We start from the raw sequence: 14,230 nt of genomic DNA, 5'->3' as shown, positions 1-14,230 counted from the left end.
TCTCACCAGTGATGGTTATAGAAGTGCTTTACTATTACATTCTGTAACCATACTTTACTTCGATTCGTAAGAGGAACTTCCGCGTGACCCGAAGTAAAATCCCAACAAAACGATATACAGAACAAGCCATAGTGCGGGCTAATTTAAAGTCATTAAACTGTTCAATTAGCCCGCGGATTACGAGTTTACTTCCTTCTGCTGTGTCTCGCGATAAGGAGTGCTTGACAATCTTGCAATGGTTTTCCATTCTCATCAGTACTGTGGCGCTCGTATGAACCATCTGGAAGCATATGCCATGAGCTTGTTGAATCAGACATTTGCAAATCGATATATTCAAGCAAATCATGAATCTGACTGTTATCAGTGATACGGACTAATGCTTCAACACGGCGATCGAGATTTCGATGCATTAAATCAGCAGAGCCAATCCATACTTCAGGGCCGCTCATTGGTCCTTCGCCAATTTGTGGACCTTGTGAGTTCGCGAAGGCAAAGATACGACTGTGCTCCAAAAAGCGTCCAAGGATAGAACGCACGCGAATATTGTCGCTCAATCCTGGAACGCCTGGCTTGAGCGCACAAATACCACGCTCTACGATGTCAATCTTTACACCTGCCTGGCTTGCGCGGTACAGTGCATCGATACATTTTTCGTCAACTAATGAATTGACCTTAATCTTAATCCAAGCCTCTTTTCCATCTCGAGCAGCTTGCTCTTCGCGACGGATTCTCTCGATAAGACCGGTACGAATCGTGCGAGGAGCAACCAGCAGACGGTGGAAACTTGACTTAGGAGCATAGCCCGAGAGCTGATTAAACAGACGTGTAAGATCTTGACCAACGACTGGATCACATGTAAGAAGACCCATATCGGTATAAATACGAGCGGTCTTTGGATTGTAATTACCCGTGCCGATATGGCAGTAACGGCGAAGCCCATCATTCTCACTTCGGACAACCATAGAAAGCTTCGAATGAGTCTTTAATCCAACGATACCGTAAACGACATGAACGCCTGCACGCTCAAGCTTTCGAGCCCATGCGATGTTTGCTTCCTCATCAAAACGCGCTTTAATCTCGACCAGAGCAAGAACCTGCTTTCCAGCATGCGCGGCATCAATAAGTGCATCAATGATTGGTGAATTTCCAGAGGTGCGGTAAAGGGTTTGCTTAATAGCAAGCACGCGAGGGTCGTTCGCTGCTTGCTCCAAGAATGCTTGAACAGAGGTGGAGAAAGAATCATATGGATGATGCAACAAGATATCATTTTCTCGAATCGCAGCGAAAATATCTTGTGCTCGACTTGACTCAACCTCTGCGATTTGACGATTAGTCGTTGGGATAAACGGCTTATACTTCAAATCAGGACGATCAATGCTGTGTAATTCAAAAAGGCACGTCAAATCCAAAGGAGCTGGAAGACGATACACTTCACTGTCATCCACGCCAAGCTGCGTTGCTAAGAGCTTACTCAGATATGGACTGGTCACATCAGAAAGCTCAAGACGAATAGGAGGTCCAAAGCGACGACGAAGTAGCTCTCTTTCCATAGCGTTAAGAAGATTTTCTGCATCATCTTCCTCAACATCAATGTCTTCATTTCGAGTTAGACGGAATGCTCGAGCCTCTTTAATAGTCATTCCCGGGAATAATGTCTCGATATGGCTAAGCACGAGGTTCTCCATAGTGATAAAACCATGCCTCTGAGGTGAATTCTCCGATGCAGAATTATCGTCACTCGTCACATCAACAGGGTAAAGGCGTGGAAGATTGTCAGGAATCTTCACGCGTGCAAAGTGCGTTTTGCCGCTATCTGCATTTTCTACGAGGACTGCGAGATTCAACGATTTTCCGGAAATATACGGGAATGGATGCGCTGGGTCTACTGCTAATGGCGTTAATACAGGGAAAATATAGCGACGATAAACCTTAGTGAGACGTTCTTGCTCGAGCGGGGTCAGATCGGCCCATTTGAGCAAAACGATATTTTCTTGCGCAAGAGCAGGTAAAAGTGTATTCGTGAAATAATGAGCATGCGCATCTTGCAGACGATGCGCTTCCTCGGAAAGTTCACGCAACTGCTGGCGCGCGCTTAACCCACTTGCACTTGGTACGGCAATACCAGAATTAATTCGGCGCTTTAATCCTGCAACTCGAACCATAAAGAATTCATCAAGATTACTTGCGAAAATTGCCTCAAAGCTCGTGCGTTCCAACAGAGGTTGCGTTGCATCTTGAGCAAGTTCAAAAACTCGTTGATTAAACTTCAACCAGCTTAATTCGCGGTCATAAAATCTATCTGGGGGAAGTGGTTCGTATTGTGCTGTGAGAGCTGAAAACTTGTCGTCCTTTTCAGTCTCTGCGATATGTTCCGCGATCTGATTGCGGAGAATTTCTTTGCTTGGTCCTGTAAATTGTTGCGCCATAACTCTAGTTTATTGCCATGTGTGACTTTTATCCGAGGGTGAAGTCCTAATAAGTGAACTTATATGAACAGGGATAATTACGACTCCAAAAGAATGTGGATAACGTGGAGTACGAAATATTATGTCTTTATCTATTCCGTTGTAGTGGGGGACGCGAAGTGTGAAGAAGCACGAAGCATAAAAAAGCCACCTGCAAGGAGGTGGCTTACCAAGTTCAGTGGAATCTCTGCACAACTTCTTTGTTCTGGCGGTTAAGTCTACTTTATTCCGCCCAACTTATTCAGCTCTATCGTTTGCTGTTACTTTTGTGGGCTCCACTGTTCAGTTTTTCTTGGTACTTTTATTATCGCCGAAATAAGCCTAAATGACAAATATTTTGAAGCATTTTTCTTAAGAAAATAGTGAATCTTCACAATTGATTAATTGCTTTCTAATGTGAGCGTTTTGGTAGCTTTTAGCGTCAGAAAATTGTTCAAAAGAACGGAATTTGTGAGATTTTTGAGTGCTGTGGATAACACGCCGACACAGGAAACTAATACTCGAGATTTATTCAAAAAACTGAGACAAAAAACGATCCGAAATCAATACAAAAACCAATACGCGAAGATGTGTTTGCCATGTAAAGTGAGCGTATCTAATTTATGAGGTCATGTCTCAAGCGTTTTTCCACATTTGATAACAATTGATTCCACTACTAGACAATGATTTTCTCGTGATACACAGTAAATGTATGCCACATACAGATAGGTCGAATACCCCACGAGCATATGACACTCAGGAAAATCGTTACTATATGCCATCGCGTGAATTAGATATCGATACGCATACGGCTGACTACTCAACTGTGCCGTTAAATTCAACTGTGCCGTTAAGTTCAACCATGCCGTTAAATTCTGAAGGTCATTCGCGAATTTCCACAAACGGACAAGAATCATCTTCGCCTGATGATTCAAATAACTCGCGTAGACGCAATCGAGCACGTAATACGCGTGTAATCAATAGCGTAACGTTGGTGTGTGTTCTAGCATGCGATGGTGGCGATGGTGCAAGTACATTTGCACTGCAAATTGCGCGAGCATACAGTGATAACGGATATAGCGTATGCCTAGTAGATCTAGATTTTCGACATGGGGGTTTAGATGTGGTTGCGGGATGTGAAGAGCTTGAAGGACTGCGGTGGCATAATATTCAAGCGCCTCTAGGGCATATCGATGCGCGAGATTTTGATAATGATATGATCCATTGGGACTCTGTAGCAGTGCTGCCCTCACATCCATGGCATGCAGAGGGGAAATCTAAACAGTGGTGGGAAATTAAAGCCGTTTATGAAGCTCTTTGCCACAATTATGATGTTATAGTTTGTGACTGCGCTCAAGGCATTACAGATGAAGTAATAACCGCTTGGAATGCACTGAACACGCCGATTCGTGTAATACCAGTAATTTTAATGCGGCTGGATACTTTAAGCATCTCGAGATGTTCTTCTCTTTTAGACACGATTAAATCGCATTCGGATGAACTTCATTGTGAAGAACCAATAGCTTTAACTGTGCAGAAGTCTAAAAATCGTGTGCATGAAATAAGCGACTACGAGGCAGAAAAATATCTCAATATTTGCATACATGGTGAACTTGAGTACAAGAGGAAAATAGAAGAATATGCCATGCACGGCTGGGGAGTTCCAGCATTATCGAGACGTCAACGGGCACTCTTTAATTCCTTTATCCGCAAAACATTACAGCAAAATCATCTCGAGTAGCTCGATGCATTCGTACGATTAGGGTTATCAGATTTATCGTGCATCTTTATTGTGCATCCAATTTCTGTCACTCGAAATTCGTGAGAAAGGATATACGTGGAAACAATATTTGGACCATTGTCGACCATCGCATCTGAGCCAGGGGTGACAGATATTGCTGTGACAAGCGATGGAAGAATCTGGTGTGACAAAGGTCAAGGCATGGTAGAGCGCTCACTTGTATCAGGACGATTATCCGCTGAGATCTTACGTAATTTTGCTATTCAACTGTGTGCAAGTTTTGGCAAACGCCTAGACGATGCGTGTCCAATTGCCGATGCATCTTCGCCAGATGGCATCAGAATTCATGCGATATTAGAACCAATAGTTTCTCAAGGAGCGTCTCTATCTATTCGATTTCCGCAACAATCTTTAGTAACTCTGGAAAGTCTGGAACGGGCAGGAATGTTTCCTAAACAGTGGAGAGAACTACTAGAACTAATCATCCGTACCCGCCAATCAATTCTCATATGCGGTGGAACAGGCGCTGGTAAGACAACCCTCGTGAAAGCATTATTATCTGCAATGCCCGCTAGCGAAAGAGTTGTTCTTATAGAGGAAACTCGCGAGTTGCATCAAAGTATTCATGACAATGGCGAATCTTTAGTAGTTCGTCAAGCGAATATAGAAGGTGCCGGAGAAGTTACATTAAGCGATTTGGTCAAGGCGACGGTTCGAATGCGTCCAGATCGAATAATTCTTGGAGAGTGCCGTGGGGAGGAAATATCAGACTTGCTTCGTGCATTAAATTCTGGGCATAAAGGAAGCATTGCTACTATTCATGCCGATAGTGTCGAGCGAGTGCCTTCACGCTTGTGCGCATTAGGACTCCTAGCACAAATTGATACTCAAGCAATGTCTCTATTAGCAGCAGGAGCATTCGATGTAGTTATTCATGTGGTTAGAGATACTGCGGGACGACGAATTGCGCATGTGGGAAGATTGAAGGTCGACTCCCACAATTCGTTGTACGGAGAAGTTTTAGCTTCATGGGATGGTATCAACGATGGGCATGATACCCATATGCGAGTCAGCTCAGAATACGAACGTTGGGTAGGGGCGTTGCGTACACAAGATGATGGGGAACTAAGCGATGGAACACTTGAATTTTCTCGTGTTAAGAAGGTTTAGGAGCTTCTAAAAAGAGATTTTTGCAAAAACAGAAGATTAAGCAAAAACGGAAACTTAGAGTGGAACGAGCATATGGAAGAGGTGATGAACAGTGGGTTTTCCTACGTGTAGAGTCAAGCAGCTACATAATTCGCAATCGCGCTCGCGAAATTCAACCATGTCAGTGCCACAACTTTTGACGGGGTTGATAGCGATTCTAAAAACGGGAGCATCTATGATGCAGACTTTCGTGCAATTGGGATATAGGCCACATGCATCTGTCTGTCTAACAATGTATACAATTCAATCATTAATTTCGACATTGATTGATTATAAAGACTTTCATGTCTCATCACAGTTGATTAGTCGAAGTTATCTAGGTGTTAGTTCGAGTGAAATGGAAAAACGTTTCTTCGCGATGAGGCTATATTCGGCATGTAAGCTAAGCGAAATTTCTGGCTGCTCGGCGATTACTTGTCTCGAAATTTTACATGAGGATGTCAAGCGTGTAGCTATGCGAAATCAGCAAAAGGCTGAGGCAACTGCTGTAGCTCGCATGACTATTCGTATACTGCTCGTTTTGCCAGTGTTAACGCTTATAGTCAGTTGGATTAGCGGAGTTCAATCCTTTTCTTTCTTATTTGCAACGCTGCCCGGATGGGTTTGTCTTATATCTACAGCGTTTCTTTATGGTTCTGGGCTGATTTGGTCATACGCCTTGCTTCAAGCGTTTGAGCGCTCTACACAAGTGCAGAGCGACTAATGAGAGTGGCCAATGAAATGTCAGATAAATAAATTGATGAACCGTGAGCAGGAGGGAGCCATGCTTTTTAGAGTTCGCAGATCTTTAGAACTGAATGCGAATGAATCGCGATTGCATATAACACACATAACAGATGAACAATTCCCATCACATGTATATAGCGCGGAACTGGTCTTAGAGATGCTTGAAGCGACTATTTCACAAGGGGCATCACTTCCACGTGCTCTCGAACTCGTGGGTAGTGTCATGTGTACGTGTGAGGGGAAGGCCTTGCAAACTATAGGACAACAGCTTTCTCAAGGACAGAATTGGGATCGTGTCTGGAAGGGATATGTGCAAGAACCATATAGCGTTGTAGGCGTTGTACATAACGTTCTTGAGCCTGTTTATAAACGTGGTACATCTGCAAGTTTACGCATCGAGAATGCTATCGAAGATCTTAAGAATCGAAGCAATCAATCGATAAACAACGCAGCTCATGAGTTAGCAGTGAGAATTCTTATACCGCTGGGATTATGTTTTCTACCTGGATTTATTATTCTTACAGTAGTTCCGCTGATAGCAAGTCTTCTAGGGTTTTCCGGTTAAGGATCTTGTGGATGACGCTATCATTTTATTTACTGAGTTCTCTGGAAAATATTTATGGTGATGACGACAGTTGCAAGGAATGCAATTATCCACATTCGTTCACAATAAAAAAATAATTCATGCTAGTAAGCCTGCTTAGTTGACAATAGTTGTAGGCACATAAATACATGAATGCCTACTTGTTATTTAACAGCAAATACAAATTCATCAAAGATGAGGGGACATCATGAAAGAAATGATTAATCGCATTATCGTCGACTCAAACATCGCACTTCGTGCTAAAGCGTACGATATCTCAGAAAAAATACGCAAAGAGGATAAGGGTATGGCCACTGCTGAGTATGCCATAGTTCTTGTCGCAGCAACGAGCTTCGCAGGATTACTTGTTGCTTTGCTGAAATCTGAGGCAGTACGTTCAATTTTAAGTAAATTGGTGACGGATGCACTGTCTATTATCTAGAGTCAAAGGTGCATGGATTAATCGTGTCCTTGGTGAGACCGACAAGGGCACGATTACAGCTGAATTCGCTGTTATTTTTCCATCAGTAGTGGCAATTACCATACTTATCGTAAGCATGTCACGGGTAATTGTAGTCCAGCTTGATTGTCACAGTGCTGCTCGGCAAGCTGCCTATGCTGTTATTACTGCGGATGAAGTAGGATCTGAGCAATCTTCGATGAATAGGATTGCTCAGCGAGCTGCAATGTCTGTGGCTGGGAAAAATACTCGGACACATATCAACTGGAATGACACAAGTTTTGAAGTTGTAACGACATGTGATGTGGCTCGTATCGGAAAAATCAGTCTACCGCTATCTATGCAAGGCAAAGCGCGAGGTGTACGTCATGGAATTGAGAAAGGGATTAAGGAAGAGATTGAAGAAGAGTGATAGCGGCTCGGGCACGGTTCTAGGAGTTGTGCTCGTATTGGCTATCTCTGTAGTTTGTTATGTCATACTATGCGCGGGAAATTACCTTATCTGCTCATCAAAAGCCCATAGCATGTCTGAACAAATTGCGCTCAGTGTCGCTCAAGAGCTGAGCATGTATGAATTATCTTTGCCAAATGACAACGAGGAGCAAGCTAAAATGGATATGCAGGTCAAAGCATTTGGACGGCATCTGTGTAATCAAGCCGATGAGCAATTAAATGATGCAGATTTTACGCTGAAATCGTGCGAGATTGAAGGGTTCGATGTGCAGGTAAGTATTCAAGGCACACCGAGTATGTCCTTTCTTCCGCGCCCGATAAGGGTTTCGCGAGCTGGGCCTGCCGAATGTGTCCCAAGAAATCGGTAGCCTAGAGCCATGGCATTAGCACTGTATCGACGTTATCGACCAGACACTTTTGAGGGCGTCATTGGGCAAGATCATGTAACAAAGCCGTTATCTAAAGCATTAGATGAAGGCAAATTGACACATGCTTATTTGTTCTCCGGTCCACGTGGATGTGGTAAGACCTCATCTGCTCGTATTCTCGCTCGGTGCATTAATTGCGCGGAAGGTCCGACATCTCACCCATGCGGGAAATGCGATAGCTGTCGTGATCTTAGCACTAATGGTCCTGGCTCTATTGATGTAGTTGAAATAGATGCCGCTAGCCATGGTAGCGTCGATGACGCGCGTGAACTCAGAGAACGTGCCGGATTTGCTCCTGCTCGAGACAGGTACAAGATTTTCATTCTTGACGAAGCCCATATGGTAACAAGCAATGGTTTTAACGCTTTGCTTAAAATCGTTGAAGAACCACCAGAGCATGTCATGTTTATCTTTGCAACGACAGAACCAGATAAGGTTATCGGCACGATTCGTTCGCGTACCCATCATTATCCATTCCGGTTAGTTCCGCCTGAAGTGATGCAACCATATTTGGAAGATATTTGCTCACGCGAAGGTATTAAGCCAGAGCCAGGAGTTCTGCGTCTTGCTATGCGGGCTGGCGGTGGCTCAATGCGTGATACGCTATCAGTACTTGACCAGTTAATGGTCGGTTCAGTTGATGGAGTAATTACTTATCAGGACTCAGTAGCTTTACTCGGCTTTACTCCAGATAGCCTTATCGGCGAAGCTGTCGATGCTGTTATTGAGCAAGATGGACCAAAGCTTTATGGCGTTATCGAGAAGGTTGTTACTGGCGGATTTGATCCGCGGAAATTTGTCGAAGATTTATTAGCTTATGTGCGAGATCTTCTTGTGCTCAGTCTTGCTGGCAGCCGGGCAGAGGCAGTTCTTGATGCTGGGCAGTCAGCTCAAACAACAGAAGATATGAAGCGACAAGTGCAAGATCTTGATCTGCAAACATTGAACGTTATCGCTGAGCGTATTAATACTGCATTGGGATCAATGACTGGGACAATGTCGCCTCGGATGCGTTTGGAATTATTAGCTGCACAACTGCTGATACCAGTATCTACCGCGGATGTTTCAACACAAGCGCATGATAATGAGTCTTCACCTCGTAACGCACGTTCAGCATTTGTGAGTAACGATGTGCCACGTATCTCATTGAGACAAAAAGCCAAGGCTGCAGCACGCGCTAAGAGTCGCTCTAGTAGTAGTGATGATACCGTCATTAGTAGTGTATCCGTACCTGAGATGGATACACACAGACAAAACGCTGATGAAGTCAATATCTCAGATCTCTCAGCTACTGCGAAGAATGATAGTAACAGTGCGGATAATAGTCAGCCACATGAAGCATCTGCACAGTCAGTATTACAAGCAGTGCCTCAAACCACAGATACCCGTGGTGCTCATGATGATTCACGCGATGTTCATAATAGCCAGGAATCGGCAACTGCAGTAGTAGAGCTTAACCCAGCTGAAGCACATGCACAATGGGAAGCAGTTGTACATTCTCTTCCAACTAAAATTCAGTCCGTCGTTAACAGTGAGCACATACCCTATGTTGAATTGCAGGAACGTTCTGGTCGACATCTTATGGTGCTGACTTTCGCGAACCCAATTAGTCAGCATGCATTCGGTTTAGCGGTATCTAGCGAAGCAGTGCAGGGGGAGACGTCGCTTCAAAAAATCCTCAATGCTCAACTTCGCGAACGTTATGGTGTGCCTGTACTGGTTGCGCCAGCTCCACGTACAGCTGATGGTCAAACAGTTACCCCTTTGCGTAACCTTGATCCTGCTCAGCAGGCGAAGATCAAGGCTCAAGTCGCTCAAATGGCAGCCAAGGCAGCAATTGCAAGTATGCAAGCTCTTTCGACACCGACATCTCACGTCGAGGATGGTGAGCATGCTGCTTCGGCTAACTCTGCTATATCAGCTGACGATACGGAGTCAGACCAACGAGCCGGATTTGAAGTTACCCAAAATGTAAACAGTAGCGATATCGCTAAGGATACTGAGCCGGCGCATCAGCAAAAGCAGTATATTGATTCGGACTACGACCCATGGGCTGTTGATTCCTCCGCAAGACAGGACTCTTCTACACAGAACAATCCAGAGCATGATGCTAATACGCACAGCGACCAGTCTGTTTCTGAGATATCTCAGTCGGGGCATGCTCAAGAAGCTAGCAATCAATATGAGGATAATTCTCAAACGGATATCGCATCTGTCGATTCTCAAGCGGCAGATGAAAAAACTGAATCAACGCAAATCGGTGACGACTACGATCCGTGGGCACATAGTGCATCAAATCACGAATACGGTGAGAACTATACCGCTGAAACGCATGGATTTGCTATGTCTTCGATTTCAGACAGTGATACATATGGTGACGATCATGGCGCTGGAATTCATTCTACGGCTCATTCATCTGCACGTGATTCAGCGACTCATGCCCACGCTCAGCATGCCCACGCTAGCGTAGCTACTTCGTCCATGTCCGGAGATTCAGTCGATTCCTCGGTGGAGGCTGGAGCGAATCCTGGGGTGGAGACTGGTATCGCTCATCCTCAAGTTGATGCTGATAAAGATGTGTATTCGATGGATGATGACAGCATTTCATCCCAGACGAACCTAAGCATTGATGATATAAGCCGTATGTTCAATGCTAAAAAAACAGAGAATTACGCTGCGGACGATGAGCGTAATCCGATGAAAAAATAGATTGTACAATTAGCAATTTGTGGCCGTGATGAGCAAGCAAGAGCTATGCGATGAATGAGGAGTAAACATTGCCAACTACTTATGATGGTGCCATCCAAAATCTTATTGACGATTTTGCAAAATTACCAGGAATTGGTCCTAAAGGTGCACAACGTATAGCTTTTCATTTGCTGTCAGTTGACGAATCTGAAGCTCAAGAACTAGCTCAAGCGATTGTCGACATGCGAGATAAGGTACGTTTTTGTGATATTTGTGGCAATGTGTGTGAGAACAGTCCTTGCCCGATTTGTGCTGATCCTCGACGCGATCATACAACTATTTGTGTAGTACAAGAGCCAAAAGATATTATGAGCATCGAGCGAACCCACGAGTATCGAGGTGTTTATCATGTACTGGGCGGCGCTATAAATCCTATGGCGAATATTTCACCCCAAGATCTCAATATCGCAGCATTAGTTAGACGAATGCAAGCTGCTGAAAGCGATGATGCGCAGGACAGTATTACGGAAGTTATCCTTGCTCTCAATCCTGATATCGAGGGAGAAGCGACAACGACTTATCTAAGCCGTTTGCTCGAACCAGTAGGAATTACAATTACACGGCTTGCGAGTGGTTTGCCTGTCGGTGGTGATCTCGAGTATGCGGATGAGGTTACTCTCGGCCGAGCACTAGCTGGCCGTCGATCTGTAACACAATAGGGCAACGCAGAAATTTTTTATAACCAAATTATACTACGGATGTGTATTTTGGATAAGTGCCAACGAATGTGATAACGATGTTAGTGAGATATGGCTGTAAGAATGGCAGTGAACGATGACAGTGGAAATAATGGCGGGGATATAACGACGAGGATATAACGGCGAGGAAGCAGCGACAGGGCAGAGCTTGCGAGGAAGTGATAGCGAAGAGAAGCTCACGAGTAAATCGTCACTCCTTGTGTGCAAGACACGCCGAGCTATTCCCATCGGTCTCATTCCCTGATTAAGAAACAACACAAAATCAGGGAGTTTGCGTAAGATAAAAAGCGCATAACATTTCAAGCAGATTGGATTGATGTGGCTCTCATAGTACAAAAGTATGGTGGTTCTTCAGTTGCAGATACTGAATCCATTAAACGCGTGGCTCGTCGTATTATTGAGACGCGCAAAAAGGGCAATGATGTAGCTGTGGTGGTATCAGCTATGGGAGATACCACTGATGAGCTGATTGACCAAGCTCTGAGTATTGATTCCAATCCTTCAGCTCGTGAGATGGATATGCTCATGACAGCTGGCGAACGTATTTCTATGTCTCTGCTTGCTATGGCGATTCATGCTCAGGGTGAGAAAGCACATTCCTTTACTGGGTCGCAAGCCGGGTTTATGACTGATACACAGTATGGTGCAGCGCATATCCGTTCTGTTAAACCTGAACGAGTACGAGAAGCTATTAGTGACGGGGAAATTGCTATTGTTGCTGGTTTCCAAGGCATTAATTCACTGGGAGACGCGACAACTCTGGGGCGCGGAGGCTCGGATACTTCAGCTGTAGCTCTTGCCGTGGCTCTAGGAGCAGACGTATGCGAAATTTATACCGACGTTGACGGCGTCTTTACTGCAGACCCACGTATCGTCCCAACTGCTCAGCGTATTGATTCCATAACCTATGATGCTATTTTGGAAATGGCTGCAAGCGGTTCAAAAGTCTTGGCATTGCGTTGCGTAGAGTATGCTCGACGTTTTAATATGCCTATTCATGTCCGAAGCTCGTTCTCGAAGCGAAAGGGAACGATAGTCGTCGGCTCAGATATCAATCCTGTACTTATTCCTAATCAAGATTAATTAAGGAGATTTCATGGCAGATACATCGATTGGTGATATTTTCCCAGATATGACTGGACCTGAGGCTCCTATTATTTCAGGAGTTGCTCATGATAGCAGCGAAGCAATGGTTACATTGCGTGGAATTCCTGATATGCCTGGTCGCGTAACCGCGGTATTTACAGGATTTGCAGAAGCTGGAATCAATATCGACATGATTGTTCAAGCTTTGGCAGCTACTGATTCCGAGCATAGGTTTGCAGATATTTCCATTACCTTCCCAGAATCTCAGTTGCGTAAGGTTCAACAGTATATTGAGTCTCATAAAGAGGAGCTGAGCTATAAGACAGCTGACGTGAATACTCAAATTGGTAAGATTTCGCTTGTAGGTGTCGGTATGAAAACTCATTCTGGCATTACTGCACGATTCTTCCAGGCTCTTTCTGATGAATCAATTAATGTATTAATGATTTCTACATCTGAAATTCGTATTTCTGCTGTCGTTCCGTTGGAAAATTTGAATACTGCTGTTCGCAGTGTGCATACGGCATTCGGTTTGGATGCAGATACTATTGAAGCTGTCGTATATGGGGGGACTGGTCGCTAATGACTCGTATCAATGATAAGGGTGTAAATCTCGCTGTTCTCGGTGCTACAGGTCAAGTGGGGATGGTTATGCGCTCTATTTTGGCGGAGCGTAATTTCCCAGTTAAAGACTTGCGCTTTATGGCATCGGCACGTTCTGCTGGCCAGGTAATTAATTACGAAGGTCATGATGTCGTGGTTGAAGATGTTGCGACTGCTGATTTATCCGGAATTGATATTGCTATTTTCTCTGCTGGCGGTGGCACGTCTAAGACGTGGGCTCCGCAGTTTGCAAAGGCAGGTGCTTACGTTATTGATAACTCGTCACAATGGCGTATGCATGATGATGTTCCTCTCGTCGTAGCAGAGGTTAATCCTGAAGATCTTGACGATGTCCCAAGCCACATCATCGCAAATCCTAATTGCACTACTATGGCTGCGATGCCAGCTGTGAAAGCTTTGCATGAGAACTTTGGTTTAACTCGTCTTGTTGCATCATCATATCAAGCCGTTGCTGGAGCCGGGCGAGATGGCGTATTACAGCTTATGAATGAAGCCCAAACTGCTTTAGATCAGGGTGCAGATAAGCTTGTCTTTGATGGAAGCGCAATCGATTTTCCTGCGCCAACTAAGATTGTAAAGACTATTGCTTTCAATGCGGTTCCGTTCATTGGTTCGATTGTTGATGATGGTAGCGAAGAAACGGATGAAGAGCAGAAATGGCGTAATGAAAGTCGTAAGATTTTGCATATCCCAGGACTTCGCGCAGCATGCACCTGTGTACGTGTAGGAGTATTTACATCGCATGGTATGAGCATCCAAGCAGAATTCGAAAAGGATGTTACACCTGACATGGCTCGTGAAGTTCTCAAAGATGCCCCTGGAGTCGAGCTTATGGATGTTCCTACTCCAATGGAAGCTGCTGGCAGAGACCCAAGTTTTGTAGGCCGTATCCGTCAAGATCAGTCTGTAGAAGGCAAGAAGGGGCTGAGCTTCTTTATAGCCAATGACAATCTTCGTAAGGGTGCAGCTTTAAATGCTATTGAGATAGCTGAAGTAATGGTCTCTAAGCATTTCGCTGATCGTCTGTAAA

Annotated in this window: 13 protein-coding genes; 12 read left to right on the top strand and 1 reads right to left on the bottom strand. The window is 44.5% G+C overall.

Features of this window, described 5'->3' with window-relative positions; translation table 11 throughout:
• Positions 1-185 precede the first annotated feature (185 nt).
• The gene (locus tag EJ419_RS02800) at positions 186-2,426 is read right to left on the bottom strand and encodes an RNA degradosome polyphosphate kinase (protein ID WP_131283406.1); all 2,241 of its coding nucleotides are present in this window, start codon (positions 2,424-2,426) and stop codon (positions 186-188) included.
• Between the two features lie 730 nt (positions 2,427-3,156).
• Between EJ419_RS02800 and EJ419_RS02795 the strand changes: the two genes are divergently transcribed.
• The 12 genes from EJ419_RS02795 (at position 3,157) to EJ419_RS02740 (ending at position 14,229) form a co-directional block, all read left to right on the top strand.
• Positions 3,157-4,185 (top strand): CpaE/TadZ family protein, encoded by a 1,029-nt coding sequence (locus EJ419_RS02795; protein WP_131283405.1) that lies wholly within the window; start codon positions 3,157-3,159, stop codon positions 4,183-4,185.
• 96 nt (positions 4,186-4,281) lie between these two features.
• Positions 4,282-5,355: a TadA family conjugal transfer-associated ATPase gene (locus EJ419_RS02790; protein ID WP_131283404.1), complete on the top strand. Its 1,074-nt coding sequence runs from the start codon at positions 4,282-4,284 to the stop codon at positions 5,353-5,355.
• A gap of 214 nt (positions 5,356-5,569) precedes the next feature.
• On the top strand, positions 5,570-6,097 hold the full coding sequence (locus EJ419_RS02785; RefSeq protein WP_131283403.1) for a type II secretion system F family protein: 528 nt from the start codon (positions 5,570-5,572) through the stop codon (positions 6,095-6,097).
• A 60-nt stretch (positions 6,098-6,157) separates the two neighbouring features.
• Positions 6,158-6,685, top strand: coding sequence for a type II secretion system F family protein (locus EJ419_RS02780; protein ID WP_165496208.1), 528 nt, complete (start codon positions 6,158-6,160; stop codon positions 6,683-6,685).
• A 226-nt stretch (positions 6,686-6,911) separates the two neighbouring features.
• Positions 6,912-7,145: a DUF4244 domain-containing protein gene (locus EJ419_RS02775; protein ID WP_131283401.1), complete on the top strand. Its 234-nt coding sequence runs from the start codon at positions 6,912-6,914 to the stop codon at positions 7,143-7,145.
• Positions 7,126-7,575 (top strand): TadE/TadG family type IV pilus assembly protein, encoded by a 450-nt coding sequence (locus EJ419_RS02770; protein WP_131283400.1) that lies wholly within the window; start codon positions 7,126-7,128, stop codon positions 7,573-7,575. The genes EJ419_RS02775 and EJ419_RS02770 overlap by 20 nt, the downstream gene beginning before the upstream one ends.
• Positions 7,532-7,984 carry an Rv3654c family TadE-like protein gene (locus EJ419_RS02765; protein ID WP_165496207.1) on the top strand — a complete coding sequence of 151 codons (453 nt, stop codon included), beginning with the start codon at positions 7,532-7,534 and terminating at the stop codon, positions 7,982-7,984. The genes EJ419_RS02770 and EJ419_RS02765 overlap by 44 nt, the downstream gene beginning before the upstream one ends.
• A 9-nt stretch (positions 7,985-7,993) precedes the next feature.
• A complete protein-coding gene (gene dnaX, locus EJ419_RS02760; RefSeq protein WP_131283398.1) occupies positions 7,994-10,753 on the top strand; it encodes a DNA polymerase III subunit gamma/tau in 2,760 nt (919 codons plus the stop codon).
• A 68-nt stretch (positions 10,754-10,821) separates the two neighbouring features.
• Positions 10,822-11,451 (top strand): recombination mediator RecR, encoded by a 630-nt coding sequence (gene recR / locus EJ419_RS02755; RefSeq protein WP_131283397.1) that lies wholly within the window; start codon positions 10,822-10,824, stop codon positions 11,449-11,451.
• Between the two features lie 357 nt (positions 11,452-11,808).
• A complete protein-coding gene (locus EJ419_RS02750; RefSeq protein ID WP_131283396.1) occupies positions 11,809-12,573 on the top strand; it encodes an aspartate kinase in 765 nt (254 codons plus the stop codon).
• A 13-nt stretch (positions 12,574-12,586) separates the two neighbouring features.
• Positions 12,587-13,159 carry an ACT domain-containing protein gene (locus EJ419_RS02745; RefSeq protein ID WP_131283395.1) on the top strand — a complete coding sequence of 191 codons (573 nt, stop codon included), beginning with the start codon at positions 12,587-12,589 and terminating at the stop codon, positions 13,157-13,159.
• Positions 13,159-14,229 carry an aspartate-semialdehyde dehydrogenase gene (locus EJ419_RS02740; protein WP_131283394.1) on the top strand — a complete coding sequence of 357 codons (1,071 nt, stop codon included), beginning with the start codon at positions 13,159-13,161 and terminating at the stop codon, positions 14,227-14,229. Before EJ419_RS02745 ends, EJ419_RS02740 begins: the two co-directional genes overlap by 1 nt.
• The last annotated feature ends 1 nt before the right edge of the window (position 14,230 follow it).

Source organism: Alloscardovia theropitheci (assembly GCF_004332295.1).
Lineage (GTDB): Bacteria > Actinomycetota > Actinomycetes > Actinomycetales > Bifidobacteriaceae > Alloscardovia > Alloscardovia theropitheci.
The sequence above is the reverse complement of the archived record's forward strand: the minus strand, read 5'-3'. Positions and strand labels throughout refer to the sequence as shown.

Excerpts from the sequence above, each read along its gene's own strand:
- EJ419_RS02800 (WP_131283406.1), bottom strand. The coding sequence starts at position 2,426 with ATGGCGCAACAATTTACAGGACCAAGCAAAGAAATTCTCCGCAATCAG.
- EJ419_RS02795 (WP_131283405.1), top strand. The coding sequence starts at position 3,157 with ATGCCACATACAGATAGGTCGAATACCCCACGAGCATATGACACTCAG.
- EJ419_RS02785 (WP_131283403.1), top strand. The coding sequence starts at position 5,570 with ATGATGCAGACTTTCGTGCAATTGGGATATAGGCCACATGCATCTGTC.
- EJ419_RS02780 (WP_165496208.1), top strand. The coding sequence starts at position 6,158 with ATGCTTTTTAGAGTTCGCAGATCTTTAGAACTGAATGCGAATGAATCG.
- EJ419_RS02775 (WP_131283401.1), top strand. The coding sequence starts at position 6,912 with ATGAAAGAAATGATTAATCGCATTATCGTCGACTCAAACATCGCACTT.
- EJ419_RS02770 (WP_131283400.1), top strand. The coding sequence starts at position 7,126 with ATGCACTGTCTATTATCTAGAGTCAAAGGTGCATGGATTAATCGTGTC.
- EJ419_RS02765 (WP_165496207.1), top strand. The coding sequence starts at position 7,532 with ATGGAATTGAGAAAGGGATTAAGGAAGAGATTGAAGAAGAGTGATAGC.
- dnaX (WP_131283398.1), top strand. The coding sequence starts at position 7,994 with ATGGCATTAGCACTGTATCGACGTTATCGACCAGACACTTTTGAGGGC.
- EJ419_RS02745 (WP_131283395.1), top strand. The coding sequence starts at position 12,587 with ATGGCAGATACATCGATTGGTGATATTTTCCCAGATATGACTGGACCT.
- EJ419_RS02740 (WP_131283394.1), top strand. The coding sequence starts at position 13,159 with ATGACTCGTATCAATGATAAGGGTGTAAATCTCGCTGTTCTCGGTGCT.